Raw genomic sequence first — 26,693 nt, forward strand, 5'->3', positions numbered from 1 at the left:
AACAAACCTTAAGCCAGTATAATTTCTTCTTCCTCTTTTTTCTCTTCTTCTACAACCGAATTATTCCTTTTCCGGAACAACCAAATTTTTAATCTGTAGGAGAGATAAAATAGTGCCGGAACAATTATCAATGTTAAAAACGTGGCTATGATCAGACCAAAGATCACTGTCCAGGCAAGTGGCCCCCAGAAGACCACATTATCTCCCCCGACATAAATTTTTGGATCGAACTCCGAAAACAGGCTAAAGAAATCAATATTTAATCCTATTGCCAACGGGATCAGCCCGAGAATGGTAGTAATCGCTGTGAGGATAACCGGTCGTAATCTTGCACGCCCACCTTCCATAATGGCATCTTTCAGATCGTTTACGGGGAGGTAAGCCCCTTCATCAAGGCCTAATTTCAACTTCCTTCTATCGATCAGTATCTGGGTATAATCAAGTAATACCACCCCATTATTCACCACGATCCCGGCAAGGGAAATAATACCCATCATGGTCATCATGATAACGAAGGGCCAACCGGTGATCATTAATCCACCGAACACCCCAACGAAGCTCAGGAAGATAGCCAGCATAATGATGGTAGGTTTTGAGATGGAACTGAATTGGAAGACCAGCAGAAACATAATAAGACCGAGACCTGCAAAGAAAGCTCCCATAAGGAACTGCATCTGCTTATTCTGTTCTTCAAGCTGTCCGGTATAATCGATCTCCACACCTTGCGGCACCTGGTAATTTTTCATCTCCTTACGGATCTTGCTCACTACTGCCTGTGCATCGGTGTATCCCGGGGCCAGACCTGAGTATACGGTTACCACCCGTTTTTGATCTTTGTGCTTGATAGCGCTGAAAGAAGAGGTGTTTTTCTGCCTGGCAACAGCCGACACAGGGATCTCCTTGATCTGTCCGTTCGAAGGATCTCTGAAAATAATGTTCTGATTAAAAAGTGCACTTTGGTCATACCTCAGATCCTCATTAAATCGCACATAAATATCATAATCTTCCCCTTCTTCTTTGTAAATACCTGCTTTCTCACCAAACAGGGAACGACGCAACTGATTACCAACCTGCCCGACAGAGACTCCAAGCTCTCCCGCTTTTTTGCGGTCTACCTCTACCTGCATTGATGGTTTCCCTTTATTTACATCGATCTTAAGCTCTTCGATTCCGGCAATATTTCGGGTATTAAGGTATCTCAACATTCCTTCAGCTGTCTGAATGAGTTCATCATAATCTTCTCCGGACAACTCCAGGTTGATCGGATATCCTGCCGGTGGACCTACAGCATCTTTCTCAACAGAGATGGCTACACCCGGGTAGATCCCTTTCAGGGCTTCCTGAACACGGGCACGAAGTTTTTCACTATCCCTGCCCTGGCGATACTTATATTCTCTCATGGTAGCGGTGATCTTGGCCTTGTGAGGCATTTCTGCAGCAGAACCTCCATCGGTCATAGGATTCCCTGCCCCTTCACCCACCTGGGAAATAGCACTCTCGGTAAGAAAATTATAATCGCCCTCAGTATAGTCCTCATCATTTATGATCGCGTATACCCTTTCCTCTATTTCTTTGGTGATCTTATTCGTTTTTTCAATATCGGTACCCTGAGGATACTCAATGTATACGATGATCTGATTAGGAGTATTATCAGGAAAGAACTCCACCTTGGTTCTGCCGCTTTGAAGGGAAGCACCGAACATCATAAACACCAGGATAAGCATCCCAAAAATACCCGCCACAAACATCACGGGCTTCCAACCGCTGAGAGCAAACCTAAGGGTTCGCTGGTACATGGATTCCATAGCAGTAAGCACCCTGCGCTGAAACCAATTCGCCCAGCCTTTGAGAGCATATCGATAAATCCAGAACATGATGGCTGTAAAGATCATAAGACTTCCCAGGCCTCTTACCGGGCCGCCCACCAACATGATCAATATACCGGGCACTCCCAATAATAAGCTTAACCTGATAAGTTGTTTTCTGGTCAATACCTTTTCCCCGGTCTCCATGAACTGAGACACCAGCATGGAATTCATAAAGATGGCCACGAAAAGAGAGGAACCGAGAACTACAGATAGAGTAATGGGGAAGAATTTCATAAACTCTCCCATTACCCCGGGCCACATTCCCAGAGGCACAAAGGCCGCTACGGTGGTCGCTGTTGAAATGATGATCGGGAAGGCGATCTCTCCGATCCCTTTCTTGGCAGCCTCCAGCCTGGACAAGCCTTCTTCATCCATCAATCGATATACATTTTCTACAACCACAATACCGTTATCAACCAGCATTCCCAGTCCCATGATCAGTCCGAACAGGATCATGGTATTCAGGGTATACCCTAATCCCTGAAGGATCATAAAGCTCATGAACATCGACATTGGAATGGCAAATCCTACGAAGAGTGCATTTCGAAAACCAAGGAAGAACATGAGCACCCCAACCACAAGAATCACCCCGAAAATGATATTATTTACCAGGTCGTCTACCTGGTTCAAGGTTTTCTGAGACTGATCATTTGCCAGAGACACTTCCAGGTCTCTGGGGTAGTAATCTGCAACGGCCTTTTCAATGATCACATTGATCTTATCGGCCGCTTCGATCATATTTTTTCCCGCCCGCTTTTTAACATCGAGCATCACCACGTTTTTACCCATTTCACGGGCGTAGGTGGTTTTATCTTCTTCCTTAAAGGTAACCCGGGCAATATCTCTGAGGTAAACAGCCCCATTTTCAGATTTGACCACAAAGTTTTGCAGCTCTGATGGGCGCTCGATCTCTCCTAATATCCTGATGGTTCTTCGCTGATCACTTTTAACCAGGTTCCCTGCAGACATGGTAACGTTCCCGTTTCTGATGGCATTAAGCACATCATCAAAGCTCACCTTGGCAGCCATCATTTTATAGATATCTACGGCTACCTCAACCTCCTTCTCCTGGGCACCCCGAATATCGGCCTGCTTAATTTCAGGAAGATCTTCTACCTTGTCCTGAAGGTATTCTGCAAATTCCTTCAGCTTATCAACAGGATAATTCCCCTTGAGGTTAATGTTCAGAATTGGTATCTCCTCAGAAAGATTCAGATCAAAGACATTCGGTTCTACCTTGGCTCCATTAAACACGGGCCAGTCTTCACCGGCAGTTTTAGAGTCGACCTTATCTTTTACCTTTTGCTTGGCATTCTCTACCGTAATATTCTCATCAAACTCTACCGTTATGATCGCGTAGTCTTCCTGAGAAGTGGAGAGGATCTCCACTACATTGCTCACATTTTTCAGCTCGTCTTCCAGCGGATCGGTAATAAGTCGCTCAATATCTTCGGAGGTATTTCCGGGATACATGGTACTTATATAGATCTTGGTTTCTTTTACCTCCGGGAAGTTCTCCCGTGGCATGCCAAAGTAGGCCGACAAGCCCAGTACAAAAAAGAGGCCGATCAGAACATAGATAGTAGTCTTGTTTTCAATGGCCCATGTGGAGAGTACAAACTCCTTATCGGCATTCTTCTTGATCTTGCTCATTTTTCCTTTACTTTAATATCTTCACTCTTTGCCCGGGCAATAAGCTCCTGGCACCTTCTTCTATCACCGCATCACCTGCTTTAACCCCTTCAAGGATCTCTACCAGATCTCCCTGTGATTTACCAACCCTTACAACGGTTTGCTCTACAACCGCCCTGTTTTGCTGATCGATCTCTTTGGCAACATATACATATTGCTCACCGGCAGCATTTTCAGTAATAATGCTTTGGGGTATCAAAATGGCATCTTCACTGCTGTAATCATTTATAAATACCCTGGCGTTCAAATTCGGCTTTACCATACCATTCAGGCTGGGTACCCCAACTTCTACATTGAAGGTTCTGTTAGAAGGCCTGATAAAATCACTCACTTGTCTGACCTTGGTTTCTACTTCTTCTCCGAGAACCGGGAAATACACTCTTACAGAAGTTCCTTTTTTAATATTAGGCAGGTAAATCTCAGGCACCTCTACCTCTACATACATATTTTCAAGACTCACGATCCTGATAACCGGCATACCGGGAGAAAGGTTCGCTCCGGGATCGGCGATCACCTGATCTATCGTCCCACTGAAAGGAGCAGTTATACGCGTCTTTGCCAACTGATTTTTAAGCTGTGTAACCGCATTACTGGCACTCTCAAACTGAGTTTTAGCGGTGAGGTACTGAATCTCTGAACCTATGTTCTGATCCCAGAGCCTTTTTTGTCGCTCAAAGGTGGTTTTTGCCAACTCTGCCTGCGATTGCAACTGTGCAAGCTGAGCCCCCAGTCCGCCATCATCGAGAACGGCCAACACTTGCCCCCGCTGTACCTTCTGACCTTCTTCTACTTTAAGCTCCTGAAGAATGCCCGCATACTCTGCATTCAAAATCAGATTTTTCCTGGTAGACACATTACCCTGTAATTCTACAAAATGGTTAAAGATCGTGTCCTTTACCTGGAAGGTAGACACTAAAGACAATTTCTGCACGGTATCTACCGCTGCAATTGCCCTGTCCAGACGTCCGATCCTGTTATTTAAAGAATCCCGTTGTATGGTAAGAGCTTCTTTCTTTTCACGCAATTGGGCAAGGTCTTCTGTGGCTATTACATCATCAACAGAAGTTTCTCCTCCTCCACAGGAAGAAACTAAAACAGCGATGAGACTTGATATGATAAATTTTTTCATGGTGATGCTAACTATAAAACTTAATTATCGATTCTTAATTGAGGGGTGTTTAATACGGTTTCCAACGCAGCCTTGGCATTAATTACATCAAGCATAGAAACAATGTACTCTTCCTGGGCTCTGTAAAGCTGCGTCTGGGCTTGTCTCAATTCAAAACTACTCCCTATTCCTTCTCTGAACTTTACCTGGTTTTTAGCCTCAATGCGTTCGGCCAGATCCAGGTTCTTCACTGAGGTCAGGTATTTTTCTACTGCATACCGAAAATTACTTTTAGCCTGGTTGTACTCTAATTCGATCTGCTGGGTGATCTCCCTGAAGCTGGTCTGCGATTGATCGAGAGCAATTTTTGCCTGCTGGGTTCTTGCACTTCTCAACAGAGAACTGAAAATCGGGATATTAAGGCTTACCCCAAGAATTGAACTTTGAAACCAGGGGGTTTGCCCATCTAGAAAAACAAAGTCCTGATCGAAGGCGGTTGTCCCGTAATTCACAAAGGCGTTCAGGGTTGGTAAGGCACGGCTTTTTTCCAGCTTTAATTCTAATTCCCGCTGCTCGGTAAGGTTTCTTGCGATCTTAAAATCAATATTTTCTTCCAGGCTTAGCTCCTGATCCAGAATGTCATTCCCCATATTTTTAACTGCCAGGGCACTCAGGTCATCTTTAAGCTCTACACGAGCATCAACCGGAATACCCAGGGTAATATTCAGCATTTGCTCTGCAATCTCCTGAAGACGCTGAGAATTGCTTAACTCTGTATCGATCTGAGAAAGGGTGATCTGTAATTGCTCTACAGACTCTTCTTCTGCCAGTCCGTTCTCAAAAGTTGCGGTAGTTTCCCTTAGATTTTCTTCAAGGTTCGCCTTATCTTTTTGCAGAATGGCGGCACGTTCACGCGTTACCAATACTCCACCATAGGCGTTAATAACGGCCTTGCGAACTTCAAGACGTGTTTTTTCATCGGCATTTTCATTATAATCAAGGAAGGTTGAAGCTGCTTCAAGCCCCACCAGATATGACCCGTCAAAGATCAATTGACGCAGGGTGGCCGTCGCATTCATTTGTTGCTGCACTCCAAAGACTACAGGTACAAATTCACCGGGCTCTCCTCCAAAGAATTCTGCCGGGATAGGAGAAACAGGCTGCTTTAATTGATTTTGGTAATCAACGTTAGCATCGATCTGGGGTAGACCGGAAGCCGTGGTTTCCCATTTTCGCTTTAAGGCCTTTGCAACTTCCCTTCGGGAATTCATAGCCGTGTAACTACTGTCCAAAGCAAAATCAATGGCTTCATCCAGTGAAAAGCTGTATTGCTTTTCCTGGGCGGTGACCGTAAAAATTGAAAACAATAAACCTAAAACCAGGTATTTATTCATTACTGAACAATTTTTTCTTCGTTTATAAATTCGTTGAGCATTTCAAGACCTTTCGGGGTCACAATGGCACGGAGGTGATACTCCAGGAACAAAGAGGTTAAATATTGAATGGAGTGGGTTTCGTGCGGAAACAGATCTTCATCTTTAATACTGTTCATCCCTGAAAAATAGATCCGTGATATAAAAAAGATATCCACATCGTCTCTGAACAACCCCAGGGCAATACCCCGCCTGATGTTTTCAGTAACACTCTCTATCATTACCTCATATTGCTTTTTTATGAGTTGATCAAATAACTGCGGATAGTACTTTTTCAGCTGGTTGTAAGGCGACGAACTTTCGTGTTTCAATTGCTCTCGTACCACCTTTTTGATCTGGTATAATTCCTGTATGGGGTTCAACCCGGCTTCACACACCCGGTTGATACTGGCGCAAACTGTTTCAAAAACATAAAAAACGGAGGCTTGCACCAACTCGGTCTTATTGCTGTAATGCTGATAGATGGTCTTCTTTGAGATTCCCAGGGCTGCAGCAATATCATCCATTGTAACGCTCTTGAAGCCGAGGCTCAGGAACATCTCTGCACTTTTGTTTAAAATTAGTTCTCTCATGACGCGACAAAATTAAGCTTGGAAACTTTAAAAACTATTATAGTTTCCAAAGTTTTACAATTATTTAACACGTCATTTTTAAAGGTCAAAAAACTGAATTGTGGTATTTTTACTGAAAAATTGTACGCATGAAGAGCATTGAGGCCTACCGGGAGGTTTTTAGCGAATACCTGAACTCTAAAATAAGTCGTAAAGAACCCATCAATCTTTACGACCCTATGAATTATATCATGAATCTCGGGGGCAAGCGGCTTCGCCCGACCTTAACCCTGGTCACAGCAGATCTTTTCGGAGGTAACCACCGCCATGCTCTTGATGCCGCCCTGGCCGTAGAGATCTTCCATAATTTCTCTCTTGTGCACGATGACATCATGGATGATGCCCCATTGCGAAGAGGCCATGCTACGGTTCATGAGAAATGGGATGTAAATACTGCTATCCTCTCCGGCGATGCCATGCTTATATTAGCCTATCAATTGTTTGAAAGCTACGAACCTGAAACTTTTCAAAAACTGGCAAAGCTATTTAGTAAAACAGCTATAGAAGTATGTGAGGGACAGCAATACGATGTTGATTTTGAAAATCGCGATGACGTAACGATTGATGAATACCTGAAAATGATCACCTATAAAACGGCCGTATTATTAGGCGCCAGTCTTAAAATGGGTGCCATCATTGCAGGGGCATCAGACCGGGAAGCCCAGGCCATCTACGATTTCGGGATCAATCTCGGTATCGCATTTCAAATCATGGATGATTACCTTGACGCATTTGGCGATCAGGCATCTTTCGGCAAGCAGGTAGGAGGCGACATTATTGAGAACAAAAAGACTTTTCTGTATTTAAAAACCCTGGAACACCTGAGCCCGGCAGATGCCAAGCAGCTCACAGACCTGTATTCCATCACACCTGAAGACCCTGAAGATAAGGTGCGATCTGTCAAGGAGCTTGTGGTCTCCAGCGGCGCAGCCGATCTAACCCAACAGGCCATAGAAAAGTACACGAATAAGGCATTAGACATCCTGAATAGTCTGGAGAGAAGTGAAGCCGAAAAGACCATTTTAAAAGGATTTGCCCATCAGCTCATGCGAAGAACAACCTAAGAGGTTGGTTTGATTATATTCTTTAAGAACAACCACGTTGGCATAGCAGCCATAATATCAAACTCCTCTGCAATGGCCGTGTTGTTGTTGAGGAATTTCAGCATGGTGATCGGGTTCCCTTCTATAAACATCCTGCTAAAGAGATGCTGCCCGAGGCCGTTTCTTGCAAACAATACATTCAGAAAGATACGATCATAGAGATCAAAACGGGTTCTGTTGGTGAATTTGCGCATATCTGAAGAACTCTTTAAGAACTCCTTCAGGGCTTTTGCTTTGCGCATGGCGTTGTAAAAGGTATATCCTGTACTGGCCTTGGTCCAACCTCCTGCAGTACCAATATACATCAGGTTCTTCGAGTTTTTATGATGAAAAGGATAGGCCGTCATTGGAATATTACCTTTCTCTTTTTCTACGATCCGGTACTCGGTGATTCCTGCTTTATCCAGGTACTTCATGATCTCAGCTTCGTATTCGCTTTCTTCCAGGAGATCTGCAGAAAAAAGTGTGTACTCTACCAGGGCTTCTGTTTTACTTACGGGCAGCACATACATAAACCTGGTGTTCCCTTTTTGGTCTACGGAGAAATCCATCAGGGTAACACATTTTTCATCAAATACAGGTGACCTTACCTCAATGAACCAACCCACAAAATGCTGCTGGAGCAGGGGATATTTCTTGATATTTTTTAAAAACCTGAGATCGCGCACACTGCTCAGACATTTTTTAGCAGCAATAACCCGATCGCTTAATTGAACCTCAACGCCACCGGAGGTATCCATGACAGACATTACTTCTGAGTACAAAACCTGAACACCGGAACTTTCTCTTATACGGCCGTAAACCCTTTTGTAAAAAGCAGAACTCCTCAGCATTTTATAGGTATAAGGACTGAGGTCAAAATATTTATCTTCTACTTCATTTTTAAATAGCGCCTTCTTCCATTCGCAGGTAAGTAATTGATCAAATCGCCCTTCTCCGGCTTCCCAATAGCACCAGGTTCGATCATCAGTCACCTTTTCTTCCTTTTCTATAAGAAGTATATTCCAGGTACTGAAAAAGGGATCATCAAGTAACTGATCGATTACCAACAGGCCGGAGGCTCCTCCACCGAGGATCACCAGGTCAAATTCGAAGTTTTCTGATCGGGCATTCACAAGGGAAAGATAAACAATTCAGCGCTTTTCGGGCAACTTCTTCATTTATACCCTTAATCTAAACGATATCTCAATCCGAAAAAGGCCCTGATGCCCTGGTTGGGAGCAAAAACATAGGACGGGTCAAACGTAAGGGCATATGGGTTATTGGGGGTTGCCACTGCATTGCCCTGGTTATCAAAGGTTACCTCCCTGTCAAACGGATCATTCGCCCTGGCGATCAAAAAAGGATTGCCCCGGTCGGGGGTCCAGTTCAGGAGATTCTTCACCCCCCCATAGAGTTCAAAATCTTTAAATCCTTTATAGGTGAACTGAATATTCTGCAAACTGTACAGGGGCGATTCGGGAGATCTTGGATCGAGATCACCTAACAAAGGCAACCGCATTGGGCCGTATACATTACCCGTATAATCAATGGTCATTTGCCAAGGCCTTATCTCGTAGGTTACCCCCCAGGTGCCCGAATATCTTTCAGTAAGTACAGGACGGACGGTCTCTCCATTTTCAGTCTGGGAAACATCCATCACACTGGCGCCGGCTATTACCTTAAGACCGTTCCTTAAGGCTACCTCTGCATTCAGGCTTACACCTGTTGTTACTGCACGACCGTCTAAATTATCGTAAATGATCTGATTTGGATCGGTGTCATAGTCCGGAAGGATCAGGTTACTAAACCTGGTATACCACGCAGACATATCCAAGCCAATAAAGTGCCCTCCCGAAGTATAGATCTTCTTCAGGTAATTTAAATTTACATTCCATGACTGTTCCGGCTTTAACGACTCGGTGATAACCACCTCCCGGGCACCGGTAAGCGAAGCGTGTTCTTCAGTAAATATATTTACAACCCTGAAGCCTGTTCCTGCATTTAGCCGAAGAATATCAAAATCAGAAATAGCCCATTTTAAAGCCGTTCGGGGCGTATAAATAGCACCATGGCGTTTGTCATAATCAAAACGTCCACCAAGAAGCCAGGTCCAGTCGTCGCTTAAAGAAATCTCATCCTGTATAAAGATTCCGGGAATTATCACTTCATCCGGTTCATCCAGCACTCCATTCCCGGTTGCGGTGGTATTATCGTTATAAAAATTATACCTCAGTGCTGCACCCAACAGCAGGTCGTGGGCTCCGATATTGCGATCCCAGGTAAGCTGAGAAAAGCCAATGCGCTGATTGGCAATGTAAGGCGTATCACCATATACCGAATTCTGGTCGTGATCGGTATATGAAAAACTTAATACCATATGCTCCTGAAGCGGAAGCTCATACCTGCCGATCAACTCAAATCGACGGGTGTAAATACTTTCACCATAGATCTCATCTCCTCCTCTGAACTCAGGTGTCCACTGCATTTCACCACCCCATCGATCTTCATAAAAAAACCGACCTGCCATTGAGAAGGCCTTCCCGGAAGGCCTTTTAAAATTCCATTTCTGAAAAACAGAAACCCGGTGTTGCAGGGTTAGGTCGGTAAAATTGTCACCGTTGTTATCAATGGGCTGATCATAGTTAAAATAATTCACTCCGGTAAGTACGTCGGCAGTTTTACCCAGAGACGCCTTATAACCCAGGTCGAGATTCAACTCTCCCCAATCGGTATAAAAACTGTCAAAAGAAAAGGTATTTGCAAATTCTGCATCTTTCGTGATCACATTAATCAGACCGCCAACAGCCTCACTCCCGTATATGGAAGAGGCCGGCCCCTTTACAACCTCCACCCTTTCTATTAATGAATTAGGGATGCCTGACAAGCCATAGACCGTAGAAAGACCGCTTACCAGGGGCATCCCATCAATGAGTACCATGGTGTATGGACCTTCCAGACCATTAATGTGAACGTCACCGGTATTACAAACATTACAATTAATTTGGGGCCTTACCCCATTCACGATCTGAAGGGCCTCAAAAATATTGGCAGTTGGGTTCTTTTTAAAATAGGTCGGATTGTAAACCTCCACAGGCACGGGAGTCTCCATCCTGTTCACGGGTTTCAAGGTTCCGGAAACCACCACCTCATCGAGGTTGGCTGCCGGTTTTAATTCAATTTCGTAACTATTATTGGAAGCACCCACTGTGATCACTTCCCTGAAGGGAAAGTATCCTGTAAAAGACACCTGAAGTTCGTGCTCTCCTGAAGGAATATTAGTAAGTACCGCCCATCCATTCTCATCGGTCGCAGCCCCTTTTCTCAGATCTTTAATATACACATTGGCATAAGGCAAGGGTCCGGCACCATCTTTCACCTGCACTTTTATCTCCTGACACCATACAGCTAACAAGGGTAAAAGTGTAAAAAACAACCCAAAGGCTCTCTTCATTACTCTAGCTTAAATTTATTTTTAGACAAAACTAAACATTTGTTTTTACCCATAAAAATGTATTTTTGCTTCAAAGTAAATTACATGACACTTTCTGAAGAAGATTACCTGAAGACCATCTATCATTTAAGCCGCAATAACCAGGAGTTGATTGCCACCAATGCCATTGCCGGTCGTATGGACACTAAGGCTTCTTCAGTGACCGACATGTTAAAAAAACTGGCCGAGAAAGGATTGATCACTTACAAGAAATACCAGGGGGCCGGATTAACTGAAAAGGGGCAGGTGATGGCAGCTAAAATTGTCAGAAGACACAGACTTTGGGAGGTTTTTCTGGTTGAAAAGCTTCAATTCTCCTGGGATGAGGTACATGACATTGCCGAAGAACTGGAACATATAAAGAGTGAAAAACTTATTGAAAAGCTGGATGATTTTCTGAATCATCCTCGTTTTGACCCTCATGGAGATCCGATCCCTGACAAAAACGGAGTTATTAAAAGCATGGTCAAGGTACCCATTGCCTCTGCTTCAGAAGGGGAGCGAGGCCTGGTAGTTGGGGTTAAGAATTCTTCTTCCGAGTTTCTTCAATACCTGGATAAGATGCAAATTGCTCTGGGTATGGAAATAAGCATAATCCGCAGGGAACCTTTTGACAATTCTGTCGAGATCAGCTGCCAGGACAGAACGTTCACCATTTCGGCCTTAACCGCCAACAACATTTATCTCAAAATCATTTAAGAACTATGTTCAAAGCAATAATAGCGTTTTTTGAAAATCTGGATCCGGTCATAGGAGCCTTAATAGCCACTTCTTTCACCTGGATCGTCACTGCCCTGGGGGCCTCCTTAGTATTTTTCTTTAAGACCATGAAGCGAAGTGTTCTTGATGGGATGCTGGGTTTTACGGGAGGAGTTATGGTAGCAGCAAGTTTCTGGAGTCTTTTAGCTCCGGCTATTGAAATGAGCGAAGGAGAAGGCTTTACCAAGACCATACCGGCTGTAGTAGGTTTTGGCCTGGGGGCTTTATTCCTGTTTGTTCTGGACAAATACCTGCCTCACCTGCATATTAATTTTAAGGAAAGTGAAAGCGAAGGGGTTGACACCAACTTTCACAAAACCACCTTATTAGTCCTTGCCATCACCCTGCACAACATTCCTGAGGGACTTGCTGTGGGCGTTCTGTTTGGCGGGGTGGCTGCGGGTATGCCTGAAGCCTCTATTGCAGGTGCCGTGATCCTGGCTATCGGAATAGGAATACAGAACTTTCCCGAAGGAATAGCCGTTTCCATGCCTTTGAGGCGCCAGGGAGTAAGTCGCAGAAAGAGTTTTTGGTACGGGCAGCTTTCGGCCATCGTAGAACCGGTTGCCGGAGTGGTGGGCGCCCTGGCGGTGAGCTTTTTTACCCCCATCCTGCCCTATGCACTCGCTTTTGCAGCAGGCGCTATGATATTTGTAGTGGTAGAAGAAGTAATTCCGGAAACCCAAAGAGACAAGTACACTGATATAGCCACCTTAGGTTTTATGGGTGGATTTATGGTCATGATGACCCTTGATGTTGCTTTGGGGTAAAAAGAGAAATTGTTACCATTTAGGGGGAGTTGATTGTTTTTAGATGATCGCTAAATCAAATTAATTCTAAATATGAGAACTCTTAAAGCTAACCTTGAATACCATGCTAAAGAGATTCTTCATCAACTTACCTTACTTTGGTAACAATTTCTGATCAATGAATGGAAGAAGACCTCAGCCCCCCTCTTTTATATATCCCCAGCCTTGCTGCTGTTTCATAACTAATTCCATAATGCCGTCAGGTACCGTACCTATCCCGGGAATGAGATCTGATTTCTTGATCTCCTTTCTTTTAAGGGTACCTTCACACATTAAGAAGCTCACATTTTCGCGGGCTACCAATTCTTTCAATTGTTCTTCTACGGTAGATTTTCCCTGAATAGCCATTTGAGAGGCGCCCCCATACATGACTACTTCAAATTTTGAATTGGGGTAAGACGCTGACATCGCATTGACATGTCTTACTGTTGCTTCCTGTACTTTGACATCACTGCTGGTAACATCAAACAGAATATTCACAGACTCATCCTGGGCAGTGGTTATTCCAACTGAAACCACCATTAGGATAAGGGATAGCCAAATTTTCATAATTCTTCGTTTTATGGATTAATTTCCGGCAAAGATGTATGCACATCCGTGGTCATTCTGAGCTCTTTCCAGGGCCCATACTCCTGAAGGTACAATTTGGATTCCGGGAAGCACCCCTAACTTCATTTCCTGATACACCCGATCCTTATCCTGAATTTGATTCTTATCGGCAATAAATCCGCTATACACCTGAAGAGCAAGATCGCACACACAGAACATGACACCACGTTCCTGCATTCCCTTGAGTCCCGGAACACCCGGAATCGGAAAATCTCCGTTCACCGGTTCATACACCGTGTTTCGCATGGAAGGCTTTCCGGTTTGATTGTCCTGAATACCGAAAAATTCTCCCAATTTATACTGATACCAAAGTGAATCCTGTAATGCAAAGGGTATGGCATTATGACGCAATACGGTCATGGCCGTCATATCATCATCAGGAGTTCCGGTAGCGTTATTAGTCTGATAAAAAGCATAGGTCCATAATACAGGTAACCCATCATGCGGAGTGGTTCCATCATAGACTACCCTGCGACTCCCCTTGATCTTTTTCAGCCATTCATCGGCATCCTGATAGGCTTTTACGTCAATATTTAAAGCTTCAGCTGCCATGAGAGGGGCTGCAAACATGGAAAGTGTTGAGGCGGTAGCTCCCAGAGCCATGGAGTTTAAAAACTTTCGTCTGGAATTGGTTGAATCGGCGTTCATAATTATTGGTTTTAGTTGATACTATTACATGCTGATAACGCAGGCGGGGAGGAAAAAATGGGGGAAGGTTGAAACTTATTTAACTTTGAAATTAAGAAATATCTTAATACACTCCAATTTAATTTTTTGTGTATCAATCAATTACACCAGCCTCCGGTGTTTTCAACCATGGGAAATACAAAAAACAAAAACATATGTTCAGCAATCTGAAAAGAAAAATTTGCTGTTGACTAACGGAGAGTGCAACTTTATTTACTCGCGTATATAAAACTACACCCTTGCTCCTGTGCCCTGGCTACTGCCCAAACTCCCGAAGAAACGACCTCTATACCGGGAAACACACTATCCATAAAGTCTTTTTTGGCTTCTTCTTTATCCATACCATTTTGTTCCGCTATAAACCCAGCGCCTTTTTCAAGCGCCAAACCGCATATCACAAATACCGCTCCTTGCTCTATAAGGCCCTTGATACCCCTCATTTCATATCCGAATAGCTCTGAATTGCCCTCATACATGGGGTTTTCCTTAAGTGTTTCGCCATAGGGCGTGATCAATTGGGCCATCTCCGCCAAATTGTACTTGGCCCACACTGCAGTGTTCATCCCTAAAAAGATTCCGAAATGGCGTAAAACGCAGACCACAGTTACCTCAGAAGCCGGTACGTTTTCCTGTTCGAAGGAATTGTATAAGTTTTCTGTCCAGTGAATGGCATTTCCTGCATTCACTTCCGGAGAATCAATAACCACCTTATGTGGTCCCTTTATTTTTTCCAGCCAGCTACCGGGTGTATATAAAGTTTGTTTGGGTACAGCAGCTTTGACTGACGACCAAGGGGATGGTATAACAGAGAGTCCTGCAGCAAGTGCTCCCAGGGAAAAAGAACTCATAAACGCTCTCCTCCCGGAAAATGAATTTCTGTGCATAGTAATACGTATTAATGAAGGTTAAACAAAAAGCTTCAACCCGAGATCACGGGATGGCAGGAAAGAGGGAAGTATTTCTTTCAATATACGAAAAACACCAGTTTACATAGCCACCGAGAAGAACTTAAAAATCTTATAAAAAGCCGCTTTCGGCCATTGACACCACTAGTTATTGAAAAATAAACTTAATCTGACAACAACTCCATACTTCGTTCGATCTGATCCAGCGATGACCAGTTCTGAGTTACGACCTCTTCATAAACTTTCCGGATCCTGGGTAAGAATTCATCGGTTAAACCATTCACAGAACAATAACGTATCCCTTCATCGAAAGACTTGGCCATAGATTTGTAAAAGGCTTCCTGTTTAAATTTTCGCTCTTTATTGAAAGTAACAGCGATCTCCAGGTTAAACCACATAATATCGGCTATGTGCAGCGGATTAACTCCGAGGGTCATAAAATGTTTGATATAGTTCTGGGCTACTGAACGCCTTGCCCTCGGCCGCTTTCTTCTTACCGGAAAATACTCATTGGCGATCTTCTCTTTACTTTCGTTCACCAATTTCTCTTCACGCGGATTGAATACAAAATCATAATACACCTTTACATCTTTAAAGGTAGTGTAAAGGTGCATTAACTGCTCTCTGAGCTGATCTTCTGTGAGTTCAGACAAATATTTCTGAAGGGATCTTTTTGACATCCTGATTTCTATTTCAAACGGCAATTATTGCAACTTAATGGGCTCCTATCAGAGCGTGATAAGAAAAGTACGAAAATGACTGCAGGGGAGCAAAGGTTTTGAGTTTGAGGATCGAGTTTGCCAACCTTCGCTAAAGCTACGGTCGGTAAAAAGGGACGAGCCTGCCTGACGGATTTTATTTTTGACCTCTCATGAATGATTAGCCCTTACTTTTTTGCATTGCCCAACCCAGTAGGGCTCACGAACACCTCTAAAACAATATAAAAGCTGTGAGTAAAAAAGTAACAAAAAAGTCTAGTCCTGGTTCTTCGGCCATCCGCTAATGATTCGTAGCCTAAGCCAGCTGAACCTGCCTACCGCAGGCAGGCTCACCACGCCTCCAGCGTGGCTTAAACAGCACCTGGCTTTTCACGGCAACTTCATCAAGCGGATCCGGGCCTGCCAGAACCTGAGGACAGCTTTCTATTCTTTGCTTCTTCGCTCCTTTACTTCTTAGCAAAAACGTCATTTTCCTCCACAAGTAATCCGGATTTCAAAAACTTCGCGAAGACAAGATTTCCGCAACCTCTAAACCGTAAACTGCTCTCTGCCTAATGACAGCCACAATCATTTTTTCCGCAGGCGGCATTGGGTTTACGAGGGGTGAAAAGCTTGAAACGAGAAGGCAATAAAAACTTGTTCACCAGGTAGGCCACGGCGATAAAAGTGATCAGGTAAACCAGGATGTCTTGTACAAGGCTATTCATAGTGCAAAGATACGGAAAAGAGAGGAGTTCTCGGGTCAGGATGCTTCCTCCTGCGTTTCCTATTTAAGTAATTGATAGGCCACCAAGGCCACCAAATAGGCGAACCCCGACATGAACACCAATTGAATGGCCGGCCATTTCCAGGAGTTCGTTTCTTTTTTGACCACAGCCAGGGTACTCATACATTGCATGGCAAAGGCATAAAACAACAGCAGGGAAACCCCGGAGGCAAGATTAAACAACGCCTCACCCGTTTGGGGGTTCACCTCAGCGCGCATACGGTTCTTGATGGTTTCTTCCTCATCACTACCAACACTGTAAATGGTAGCCAAAGTACCTACAAAAACCTCTCTTGCTGCAAAAGAGCTGATCACTGCGATCCCGATCTTCCAATCGTATCCGAGAGGTTGTATTACAGGCTCTATGGCCTTACCCATAATACCGATATAAGATTCACGTAACTTATAAGAGGAGACCATTTCTGAAAGTTCTTCCCGGGGGATATTTTGCGCTCCAACAGTTTCTGCAACCCGCTGCTCCGCCTTGTCAAAAGTTTCCGAAGGGCCGTTTGAGGCGAGGAACCACAGGATGATGGAAATGGCCAGAATGATCTTACCGGCTCCGAACACAAAACTTTTTGTCTTTTCAACTACGGTAATGGCCACATTTTTAAACAATGGTAATTTATAGGCCGGCATTTCCACCACAAAGAATGAACGACTCTTTATGTTCAGGATCTTATTAAGTACCCAGGCTGAAAAAACAGCCATCCCAAAGCCCAGCAAATACAGCAGCATCAGGGTAAGCCCTTGCAGGTTCATTCCCAAAACCCTGGTATTTGGTATCACCAACGCAATAATGATCAGGTATACAGGCAATCGGGCAGAACAAGTAGTAAAAGGCGTCACTAAAATAGTGATCAGACGTTCTTTCCAGTTCTCAATATTTCGGGTTGCCATCACCGCCGGAATGGCACATGCCGTACCGGAGATCAGTGGTACCACACTTTTTCCGCTGAGTCCGAAACGCCTCATGATCCTATCCATCAAAAACACTACCCGACTCATATATCCGGTTTCTTCGAGTATAGCAATGAACAAGAACAAGAAGGCGATCTGAGGAATAAAGATCACGATACCCCCCAGTCCGGGAATAATTCCTTCCGCCAACAGATTGGTAAAAGATCCTGCGGGCAATGTTGTTTTAGTCCACTCACTCAGGGAGGCAAAGGTTTCATCGATCAGGTCCATAGGATAACCACTCCAGTCATAGATGGCCTGAAAAATAACAAGCAGAATGAGGAAGAAGATAGCATACCCCCAGAACTTATGCGTTAAGATCCGATCAAGCCTTGCCCTGAACCCTGTTGCCGTAGAGCTGTCTACTTTATAACCTTCCTTGAGCACCCCGTTAATGAACTGGTAGCGCATGATGGTTTCCTTTTGCTGCAATCTTTTCAAGGCTGATTTAGAATGGGTAGCAAAAGAAGAGGTGTCGGCAACAAGCTGACGGTCGAGATTTACAAAATTTACATCCTGGGTGATTACCAGCCAAAGCTTATAAAGATCGTGGTTCGGGAAAGCCTTTCGCAATCCGTCAAAATACTCCGGATCTATGAGAGAAGCATTCAGACAGGGCTCTACAGAAAGATAACGATAATCACAAATGAGTTCTTTTATTTTATCTATTCCCGCTCCTTTACGGGTACTTACAACTGCAATTTTTGTTTTGAGGTGTTTCTCAAGAATGGGGATATCAAGACTGATACCACGGCGATCCATTCGGTCGGCCATATTAATAACCAGGATGGTTGGAATACCCAGGTCTTTGATCTGGGTGAACAACAAAAGATTTCGCTTGAGATTCTCTACATCGGCAACGACAATGGCTACATCAGGAAAATCCTTATCATTTTTATTCAGCAAAAGCTCAATAACAACATTCTCATCAAGAGAAGAGGCGTTCAAACTATAGGTTCCCGGAAGATCAAGAATATGAGCCTTTACCCCCCTGGGCAATTTACAAACACCTTCTTTTTTCTCTACAGTGATCCCGGGATAGTTTCCAACCTTTTGGTTGAGTCCGGTAAGGGCATTAAAAACAGAAGTTTTTCCGGTATTGGGATTTCCAATGAGGGCTACATTGATCTGTTTACTCATAGGCCGGTCTTTTGTTCTATGGGGTGAATTTCGATCTGAAAGGCTGTTTCGCGACGGATGGCAAGGTAAGACCCGTTAATGTTGAGATACATAGGATCCTGGAACGGGGCAAACTGAATCAATTCTACTTCGTTCCCCGGCAAGCAACCCATTTCAAGCAACTTAATAGGCAACGTATCTGCATTAACCGACTTGATGATAGCCCGTTGCCCTCTCCTTAGATCTGCGATCGTATATTTCAAATCTTATTTAGATTGATTTTAAAGAAGCAAAAGTAAGGAAAAGATATGGAGTTTCAATGACGAATTATGGATGATGGGTTATGGATAATGAATGATTAATTGTGGATTGTGAATTCTGAAATTTAAGGAATTGTCTATACTCCTATCTTAACTATAAAGCCTTCCCGCCATCTGGCTCCTATCTAACTTCAAAAGAAAGGGTGGTCCAGTTAGATTCATAATCAACCTCATCATCCTGTACGGCTTCCATATGAATACTGGCAAGATACCAAACCCCCGGTTGATCTACAACAATTGCAACCTCTCCATTCTTATCGGTAGTATGGTGTTGCTCGGGCGCCAGAATGCCTTCATTGAGATAACTGTAGTGCACCGTCTGCCCGGCAAGGGGTTTCCCTTTTCTGAGTAAACGAAATCTCAGTACTCCTGATTCCGGAATGTCATAAGGATTATCAATGGGAAGGAACTCTATTGGATATCCCAAAGGATCGCTGACACCTGACCTTTCAACACCTACCTGGTAAAGAGCTTTCACATGTTTCGAATAACGTTCTTTTGCAGAGCGGTCTGAAATACCCTGTTGCTCTCTTGAAGCGATCACCTGATTCAATCCTTCGTGTTCAAGGTAATCCTTAAAGTCTTCCGCACTAAGTTCTATAGTGCGAGGCAAGGTAGAAACCCCAACCGTATACGTGCCAGTCTCGGCACTGGTAAATGGAAAACGGGTAACGTTATCGTCGATACTGAAAGAATTAATTTGCGGCTGATATCGGAGATTTGGCCCAAGTACGAGAGGATTAATAATTCTGTCTGAAGTGATTCCGTTCTCACTTTCAGTAAAGGTTCCATTGAAGAGGTACAATTCTGTGGTAGTATCAGGATCCAGGAAATAGGTGTCCGCTTTCAGGAATAACTCATGACTACTAAGCAGAAAAAGAAAACAAACCCATATAAATTGACGCATCGGAGAATAGTTTTACCTAAAAGTAAACGATACACCTAATTAAATTGTAAATACCAGATTTTCAGAGGTTTAATTCCGATATTCTGCTTTCAAGGTTTTCAAGTCGTTTAAAAGTTTACTGATCTCCTCTTCATTGGTACCATCATAAAATCCGCGGATGCGCTTTTCCTTATCCACGAGCACGAAATTCTCGGTATGGATCATATCGAAGGGGCCGCCATCACCCGCAGATTTTGCAGCAAGGTAACTTTTTCGCGCCAGGCTGTAGATCTGTTTTTTATCGCCGGTAACCAGGTTCCATTTCTTATCAACTACCCCTTTCTTTTGGGCATACGCCTTTAATTGAGGTACGGAATCGATCTCCGGGGTCACCGTATGCGAGAGCAGCATGACCTCCTCATCATCGAGTATTTCTTTTTGAATGGCTGCCATATTCCCGGTCATCACCGGACAAATAGTGGGGCAGGTTGTAAAAAAGAAATCGGCTATATAGATCTTATTTTCATAGTCCTTTTGGGTAATGGTATCTCCATTCTGATTCACCAGGCTAAAAGGGGCAATGGTATGGTATTTCCTTTTGTATTGCAGATCAACATCAACAAGCTCTGCATTGACCATAGAAGGCTGATACACCGGCAATACCTCCTTCGGCTTTAAGGCGTTATAAAACAGGTAAACGATCACGGCACTCAGTACCAACATGACTGCGAAAAAGAAGCGATATTTCCGGAAGAATTTCAGCATTACTCGTACGGCTTAGCGAGTGCAAATTTAAGTGATACTTTGTGAATCAAGGATATAATCTTAAAACCATGCTAAAAAATAACAGGCAACAGAATAAGATTGTGCATAAAAGGCCGAAAAGCTTACTTTTGTGGCCTAAGAATCCTAAGAAAGCCTATGAGCCCTGTTATAGTAAAGACCATTCAGCTATTTTTAAGCTTATCCATACTCATTGTACTACACGAATTAGGACACTTTATCCCTGCTAAACTTTTTAAGACCAGGGTAGAGAAGTTCTTCCTGTTCTTTGATGTGAAATACGCCATCTTTAAGAAAAAGATCGGAGAAACCGTATACGGTATCGGCTGGCTGCCCTTGGGAGGCTACGTAAAGATATCAGGGATGATCGATGAGAGCATGGACAAGGAGCAAATGGCTCAACCCGCTCAGCCCTGGGAGTTTCGCTCCAAGCCGGCATGGCAACGGTTGATCATTATGATAGGCGGGGTAACCGTAAACTTGTTACTCGGGTTTCTTATCTATATCATGATCATTTTTAACTGGGGCAAACAGGAGATCCTTCCCGAGGCGCTACCTGATGGGTTTGCTGTGGCTGAAGAGCTAAAACCCTATGGATTTCAGGACGGAGACATGATCCTTAAAATGGATGGAAAAACTCCTGATAATGTAATGAACCTAAACCGCATGTTCGTTATACGTGGTATCGAGGAAGTAGAAGTAAAACACAAGGACGGAACCACTGAGGTTTTAGCCTTACCGGACAGCCTGGGAACATATCTCTATAAGTCGGGAGCCACCAATCCGCTAACCCCTTTAACGCCTTCTGTTATCGAGGAAGTAGAAGAAGGTCTCCCTGCTTACGAAGCCGGTATTCGAGCTGGCGACAAGATCGTTAGCATCAACGGAAATAACACCTCTCTTTGGCATGATTTTTCACGTGAGGTAAGAACCAATGAAGGCCCTATGGAGTTGGTATACGAACGAAACGGCATTACCGACACCGTACAGGTTAATGCCACCGAAGATAAGGTTATCGGTGTTGCCGTGGCTAACAACTACAATACTGATTTCATGCAACAACGGAAATTCAGCATGGGTGAAGCCATTCCGGCGGGAATCGATTACGGATATTGGACGCTGCATGACTATGTGGCTTCCCTTAAGTTTCTTTTCACCAAGAAAGGGGCCACAGAGATCGGTGGATTCGGAACTATTGCACAGTTATTCCCTGACACCTGGGATTGGCTGGGCTTCTGGAACAGTACGGCACTTATCTCTATCATTCTGGCCTTTATGAACATTCTTCCTATTCCTGCATTAGACGGCGGGCACGTAATGTTCTTATTGTATGAAATGATCAGTGGTAGAAAGCCCAGTGATAAATTCATGGAATATGCTCAAATGGTTGGGTTCTTTCTATTAATTGGCTTACTTTTGTACGCCAACGGGAACGACATTTACCGCGCCATATTTGAATAGTGCAAAAAATTAAATTTTTGTTTGGCGTAAATAAAAAAACATATATATTTGCAACCGCAAAAAAGGGATAACCCCAGTTACAGCGGGCCTCACAAGAGGAAAAAATGTAACAAAAGTTAAGAAAATAACACTCCTCCTTAGCTCAGTTGGTTAGAGCATCTGACTGTTAATCAGAGGGTCCTTGGTTCGAGCCCAAGAGGGGGAGCAAAAAAAAAGCCACACGATTGTGTGGCTTTTTTTATTTGCGACACCTCGCAGGGCGAGAAGAGCCCAAGAGGGACGGCCGAACGGTCATCAAAGCTCCGGTGGAGCTTTGATAGTGAGGAGCGAGCCGGAGCGCTGGCATTTCTTCCAATTATTCCCCTCCGTTTATACAATTACAGTGTGGCTTTTTTTATTTGCGACACCTCGCAGGGCGAGAAGAGCCCAAGAGGGACGGCCGAACGGTCATCAAAGCTCCGGTGGAGCTTTGATAGTGAGGAGCGAGCCGGAGCGCTGGCATTTCTTCCAATTATTCCCCTCCGTTTATACAATTACAGTGTGGCTTTTTTTATTTGCGACACCTCGCAGGGCGAGAAGAGCCCAAGAGGGACGGCCGAACAGTCATCAAAGCTCCGGTGGAGCTTTGATAGTGAGGAGCGAGCCGGAGCGCTGGCATTTCTTCCAATTATTCCCCTCCGTTTATACAATTACAGTGTGGCTTTTTTATTTGCGACACCTCGCAGGGCGAGAAGCCTGTCCCGAGAAGCGAAGCGACGAGGACGACCGAGCGTTAAAAGGGCCGAACGGCAGCGAAAGGTTCCGTGAACCTTTCGTAGTGAGGAGCCAGGTGGTGCGCTGGCATGTGGATGTTTTTAGCGACAGGGCGAGCCGGCGGGAGGGCCTTTAGCCTATCAACCTTCCACCGCAGCTTTGATAGTGAGGGGCGATCCCGACACTTCTGGAGGAGCGCCCGAATTACAGCTAATTCTTTCAGGCAATATTGTAATCAATTTCATAGCAAAACAGGATGTCTTTCAAACTTTTTATTTCTATCGAACAAATACCGGTAGGTCACTAATGTTCGATTATGCTTTCCTCCTAAATTTTTTGAAATACTCAGAATTTTAGGATTAAAGTCACCTTGCCAATAAAGTTCTAGTTTTTTGTAAGAAGTGGTAGATTTAATAACCTGTTCTGCTTCAACGATCAAGTAATAATCAAGACCTTTTCCTTGAAACTCGGGAACAACACCAAAGGCCAGACCTATAAAATTCTCATTTTTAACCAGCTTTTTAATTAGAAAAAATTTCAGCTTTGAAAACCACCCAAACTTTCCATGAAGGTGTTTGATCACCTGGTTGATATCCGGTAAATTAACCCACATAGCTACAGGTTCATCTTTGTAGTATGCAAACCAAATAAGTTTCTCATCCAAAACGGGCTTTATGGTATTAAAAAGTTTTAACACCTGTTCGGGCGAAATATCCTTGTTTCCTTCATGTTGTGCCCAGGCTTTATTGTAAACAATACTTAAATCTCTGGCATATTTTTCCAAATTCTTTTTATTGATAAATTCGGCTTTAAAGTCAGGAGCTCCTGAATATTTTTTATGAGCTTCATAAAATTTGGGAGCTAATTGATGCGTTTCACCGGATACAGTAAGGCTCCAACATAATTGATTGTAAAAATTTTGAAACCCGTATGCCTCAAATAATTTTTCATAATAAGGCGGATTGTAATTCATGTTGTAAATCGGAGGATGAAATCCCTCTACCAACAAACCCCACCATTTATCTCTGTCACCAAGATTAATAGGGCCATCCATGGCTTCCATCCCCCTATCCATCAACCATTTTTTTGCAGTATCAAACAACAATTCTGCAGCCTTATGATCATCTATACAATCAAAAAATCCGACACCCCCAACCTCAACATCATCACCTTTATTGGAATATTTTTTATTCACAAAAGCAGCAATTCTTCCTATCAACTTTCCTTGATCATTTTTCAATATCCATCGTATGGCCTCAGCTTTTTGTAAGATCTTGTTTTTTGATTTGTCGAATACTGAAAGAACATCGCTATCCAATGGCTGGATCCAATTTGGATACGCTTTGTTAATTAGGACATGAACCTCCAAAAAATCTTTCTCTAATTCTCTGGTGTTGACTTCAAAAATCTTCATAAAATCATTATCGAATTAATTAGTGCTATTGTGAATATCTAAAACAAATATTTAAATACCATTTCTTAAAAAGAAACTTATTTGAAGAAAACGTAATATCAGTAGATTTTTCCATTTCTTTCTCAATTAATCTTACAAGAGAAGATTTATAAATGACGAAGATTTGGAATTTTACAAACAAAACAGGAGTCATTCATTTCGATGAATTAACAGATCACAGGAATAGAATTCGTTGATGACTCAACTCCAATTTCTTATTTCCTAAAAACAAAAAAGACCTATATTTAAATCACAAGAGTTCCATTCTCCTAAACTGACCAACACTTACCATGAAAAGAAACTACGGCATCATCTTTCTCATCCTATTGATATTTTTTGTCATATCATTCCTCACAAACATCATTGGCCCCCTGGTTCCCGACATCATCAGAAGTTTTGATCTGAGTCGTTCCATGGCCGGATTTCTCCCCTTTGCTTTTTTTATTGCCTACGGGGTATCTTCCATTCCTGCGGGAATGGCTATCGAAAAATACCGGGAAAAAAAGGTGATGCTCTTTGCCTTTGCCATGGCCATGTCCGGCTCATTACTGTTTTCAGTTTTCCCGAGCTATACCATCGTACTCTTTTCACTTTTCATGATCGGCATGGGCATGGCTGTACTGCAGGTTGCTATTAACCCCCTGTTGAGAGTTGCGGGAGGGGAAGAACATTTTGCCTTTAATTCTGTATTGGCACAATTAGCCTTTGGAGGGGCCTCATTTCTAAGTCCGCAGGTGTTTTCGTACCTGGTTTCCGGCATTGAAAGCGGACAAAGTGATAGCCTTATTATTTCTACTCTAAGAGATTTGGTTCCGGCCGGTCTTTCCTGGGTGAGCCTGTACTGGATATTCACCGTGGTATCGGTGATCATGCTTCTTATTATCGCGTTAGTGCGGTTTCCGAAGGTGGAATTAAAGGAAGATGAGAAAGCAGGAGGCTGGGACACCTACAAAGAGCTGTTTGCCAGTAAAACGGTTTGGTTATTCTTCCTGGCCATCTTCTGCTATGTAGGCGTAGAGCAGGGAATTGCCAACTGGATCTCTGAATACCTGTATTCATATCATGAGGTCGACCCAAGGTTGGGGGGTGCAGATACGGTTTCTTCCTTTTGGGGCCTGCTCACCCTCGGCTGTCTGTTAGGGCTGGTATTATTAAAATTTCTGGATAGTCGTACCGTATTGAAACTATTCTCACTATTAGCTCTGGTGAGTCTGTTACTGGCCCTGTTCGGATCGAGATCGATGGCCCTGGTTGCCTTTCCGGCATGCGGATTTTTTGCCTCCGTGATGTGGTCTGTGATCTTTTCTCTGGCCCTGAATTCTGTTAAAAAACATCACGGTTCATTTTCAGGGATCTTATGTACAGGAATTGTTGGCGGCGCAGTAATGCCCCTCATCGTTGGTGCCCTGGCAGACATCATTGGGTTAAGAGGCGGCATGTTCTTTCTGATCCTGCCTTTGGCATATATATTTAGTGTAGGGTTTTGGGCCAGGCCCCTGGTGAGTAATGCCACCATAAGCTTAAAAACCCGTAAGGAGATCGTCTGATGGAATTAGAAAATTCAAAACCTATTCTGGGAGTCGACCTGGGTGGTACAAACATCAGGTCAGGAAGAGTGGTAGATGGAAGAATAGAGCAAATAAGGCTGAGCAAAGTTCCAAAAACCTCAAGGGAACAAGATGTTATAGACAAACTAATAAAAACCATTGAAGACACCTTTGACCAACACATTCGTGGCATTGGAGTGGGGGTGCCAAGTTTACTTAACAAGAAAGAAGGGATCGTTTATGATGTTCAGAACATCCCCTCCTGGAAAGAAGTCCATCTTAAGCAAATCCTGGAGGCACACTTCAGGGTTCCCGTCTGGATAGACAATGATGCCAATTGTTTCGCCCTGGGAGAAAGAAAATTCGGAGCAGGCCGGGATTTTGATGATTTTGTAGGCTTAAGCATTGGAACAGGCCTGGGTTGTGGTATTATAAAAAACGGAAAGCTATTACCCGATGCCAATGGCTGCTCCGGGGAGTTTGGAAGTCTCTTTTATCTTGACAGTATCGTTGAAGATTACTGCGGCAGCAGATTTTTTATTAACCACTACCAAGCTACAGGAGCCAACCTGTTTTTAAGGGCCCAACAGGGCGACCAACAGGCCCTGGAGGCCTTCAGAGCCTATGGACATCACCTGGGCAAAGCCATACAAATGATCTTGTTTTCAGTTGATCCGGAAGCCATAATTTTAGGAGGCTCTATCGCCGGGTCATGGGAGTTTTTTTCTGATGCCCTGTATCAAACGCTTCGAGAATTTCCATATAAAAACATGATCGATACCCTTAAGATCATAAAAGCCACAAACACGGATGCAGGCATATTAGGGGCTGCAGCCCTGTGTTTTGATCCATGAACAAAGCCGTAAAACC

At 43.7% G+C, this 26,693-nt stretch carries 22 protein-coding genes and 1 tRNA gene; 7 read left to right on the plus strand and 16 right to left on the minus strand.

What is annotated here, in order from left to right; all coding sequences use genetic code 11:
• Positions 1-8 precede the first annotated feature (8 nt).
• The 4 genes from E7Z59_RS01935 to E7Z59_RS01950 are packed head-to-tail and all read right to left on the minus strand — an operon-like array spanning position 9 to position 6,673.
• Positions 9-3,521 (minus strand): efflux RND transporter permease subunit, encoded by a 3,513-nt coding sequence (locus E7Z59_RS01935; RefSeq protein WP_136334604.1) that lies wholly within the window; start codon positions 3,519-3,521, stop codon positions 9-11.
• Between the two features lie 7 nt (positions 3,522-3,528).
• Complete coding sequence (locus E7Z59_RS01940) at positions 3,529-4,689, minus strand: efflux RND transporter periplasmic adaptor subunit (RefSeq protein WP_136334605.1); 1,161 nt, start codon at positions 4,687-4,689, stop codon at positions 3,529-3,531.
• Between the two features lie 20 nt (positions 4,690-4,709).
• Positions 4,710-6,062, minus strand: a complete 1,353-nt coding sequence (locus tag E7Z59_RS01945) for a TolC family protein (RefSeq protein WP_136334606.1) — start codon at positions 6,060-6,062, stop codon at positions 4,710-4,712.
• On the minus strand, positions 6,062-6,673 hold the full coding sequence (locus tag E7Z59_RS01950; protein WP_136334607.1) for a TetR/AcrR family transcriptional regulator: 612 nt from the start codon (positions 6,671-6,673) through the stop codon (positions 6,062-6,064). Before E7Z59_RS01950 ends, E7Z59_RS01945 begins: the two co-directional genes overlap by 1 nt.
• A 128-nt stretch (positions 6,674-6,801) precedes the next feature.
• Here E7Z59_RS01950 and E7Z59_RS01955 point away from each other — a divergent pair, with 128 nt between their 5' ends.
• Positions 6,802-7,776, plus strand: a complete 975-nt coding sequence (locus E7Z59_RS01955) for a polyprenyl synthetase family protein (protein ID WP_136334608.1) — start codon at positions 6,802-6,804, stop codon at positions 7,774-7,776.
• Here the strand turns inward: E7Z59_RS01955 and E7Z59_RS01960 are convergent.
• Both E7Z59_RS01960 and E7Z59_RS01965 read right to left on the minus strand, forming a co-directional pair.
• Positions 7,773-8,930: a lycopene cyclase family protein gene (locus tag E7Z59_RS01960; RefSeq protein ID WP_168731219.1), complete on the minus strand. Its 1,158-nt coding sequence runs from the start codon at positions 8,928-8,930 to the stop codon at positions 7,773-7,775. The genes E7Z59_RS01955 and E7Z59_RS01960 overlap by 4 nt on opposite strands.
• Positions 8,931-8,983: 53 nt before the next feature.
• Entirely contained in the window at positions 8,984-11,248 is a 2,265-nt protein-coding gene (locus E7Z59_RS01965; protein WP_136334610.1) for a TonB-dependent receptor, read from the minus strand.
• Positions 11,249-11,332: 84 nt separating this feature from the next.
• Between E7Z59_RS01965 and E7Z59_RS01970 the strand changes: the two genes are divergently transcribed.
• Positions 11,333-11,986: a metal-dependent transcriptional regulator gene (locus E7Z59_RS01970; RefSeq protein ID WP_136334611.1), complete on the plus strand. Its 654-nt coding sequence runs from the start codon at positions 11,333-11,335 to the stop codon at positions 11,984-11,986.
• A gap of 5 nt (positions 11,987-11,991) precedes the next feature.
• A complete protein-coding gene (locus E7Z59_RS01975) occupies positions 11,992-12,816 on the plus strand; it encodes a ZIP family metal transporter (RefSeq protein WP_136334612.1) in 825 nt (274 codons plus the stop codon).
• Between the two features lie 174 nt (positions 12,817-12,990).
• On the opposite strand, the gene E7Z59_RS01980 is transcribed toward E7Z59_RS01975, so the two are convergent.
• The 9 genes from E7Z59_RS01980 to E7Z59_RS02015 all read right to left on the minus strand — a co-directional run bounded on the left by E7Z59_RS01980 (position 12,991) and on the right by E7Z59_RS02015 (position 20,591).
• On the minus strand, positions 12,991-13,404 hold the full coding sequence (locus E7Z59_RS01980) for a DsrE family protein (RefSeq protein ID WP_136334613.1): 414 nt from the start codon (positions 13,402-13,404) through the stop codon (positions 12,991-12,993).
• An 18-nt stretch (positions 13,405-13,422) separates the two neighbouring features.
• Positions 13,423-14,112, minus strand: coding sequence for a Tat (twin-arginine translocation) pathway signal sequence containing protein (locus tag E7Z59_RS01985; RefSeq protein WP_136334614.1), 690 nt, complete (start codon positions 14,110-14,112; stop codon positions 13,423-13,425).
• A gap of 248 nt (positions 14,113-14,360) precedes the next feature.
• Complete coding sequence (locus E7Z59_RS01990; RefSeq protein WP_136334615.1) at positions 14,361-15,035, minus strand: hypothetical protein; 675 nt, start codon at positions 15,033-15,035, stop codon at positions 14,361-14,363.
• Between the two features lie 185 nt (positions 15,036-15,220).
• Positions 15,221-15,736: a DUF6155 family protein gene (locus E7Z59_RS01995; protein ID WP_136334616.1), complete on the minus strand. Its 516-nt coding sequence runs from the start codon at positions 15,734-15,736 to the stop codon at positions 15,221-15,223.
• Between the two features lie 590 nt (positions 15,737-16,326).
• Positions 16,327-16,482 carry a hypothetical protein gene (locus E7Z59_RS15200; protein ID WP_168731212.1) on the minus strand — a complete coding sequence of 52 codons (156 nt, stop codon included), beginning with the start codon at positions 16,480-16,482 and terminating at the stop codon, positions 16,327-16,329.
• Between the two features lie 59 nt (positions 16,483-16,541).
• Positions 16,542-18,641, minus strand: coding sequence for a ferrous iron transport protein B (gene feoB / locus E7Z59_RS02000; protein ID WP_136334617.1), 2,100 nt, complete (start codon positions 18,639-18,641; stop codon positions 16,542-16,544).
• Positions 18,638-18,883 (minus strand): FeoA family protein, encoded by a 246-nt coding sequence (locus E7Z59_RS02005; RefSeq protein ID WP_136334618.1) that lies wholly within the window; start codon positions 18,881-18,883, stop codon positions 18,638-18,640. Before E7Z59_RS02005 ends, feoB begins: the two co-directional genes overlap by 4 nt.
• Before the next feature lie 178 nt (positions 18,884-19,061).
• Positions 19,062-19,847, minus strand: coding sequence for a DUF4198 domain-containing protein (locus tag E7Z59_RS02010; RefSeq protein WP_136334619.1), 786 nt, complete (start codon positions 19,845-19,847; stop codon positions 19,062-19,064).
• A gap of 69 nt (positions 19,848-19,916) precedes the next feature.
• Positions 19,917-20,591, minus strand: coding sequence for an SCO family protein (locus E7Z59_RS02015; RefSeq protein ID WP_136334620.1), 675 nt, complete (start codon positions 20,589-20,591; stop codon positions 19,917-19,919).
• Positions 20,592-20,747: 156 nt separating this feature from the next.
• On the opposite strand from E7Z59_RS02015, the gene rseP reads away from it, so the two are divergent.
• Together rseP and E7Z59_RS02025 are read left to right on the plus strand one after the other, a co-directional pair.
• Entirely contained in the window at positions 20,748-22,070 is a 1,323-nt protein-coding gene (gene rseP, locus E7Z59_RS02020; protein ID WP_136334621.1) for an RIP metalloprotease RseP, read from the plus strand.
• A 131-nt stretch (positions 22,071-22,201) separates the two neighbouring features.
• Positions 22,202-22,275: transfer RNA gene (locus E7Z59_RS02025), tRNA-Asn, on the plus strand.
• Positions 22,276-23,064: 789 nt separating this feature from the next.
• Here the strand turns inward: E7Z59_RS02025 and E7Z59_RS02030 are convergent.
• Positions 23,065-24,237: a hypothetical protein gene (locus E7Z59_RS02030; RefSeq protein WP_136334622.1), complete on the minus strand. Its 1,173-nt coding sequence runs from the start codon at positions 24,235-24,237 to the stop codon at positions 23,065-23,067.
• Positions 24,238-24,566: 329 nt separating this feature from the next.
• On the opposite strand from E7Z59_RS02030, the gene E7Z59_RS02035 reads away from it, so the two are divergent.
• A complete protein-coding gene (locus tag E7Z59_RS02035) occupies positions 24,567-25,823 on the plus strand; it encodes an MFS transporter (RefSeq protein ID WP_136334623.1) in 1,257 nt (418 codons plus the stop codon).
• Positions 25,823-26,677, plus strand: coding sequence for an ROK family protein (locus E7Z59_RS02040; protein WP_136334624.1), 855 nt, complete (start codon positions 25,823-25,825; stop codon positions 26,675-26,677). Before E7Z59_RS02035 ends, E7Z59_RS02040 begins: the two co-directional genes overlap by 1 nt.
• Positions 26,678-26,693 lie beyond the last annotated feature (16 nt).

The organism is Robertkochia marina, assembly GCF_004799345.1.
In the GTDB taxonomy this organism is placed as follows: Bacteria; Bacteroidota; Bacteroidia; order Flavobacteriales; family Flavobacteriaceae; genus Robertkochia; species Robertkochia marina.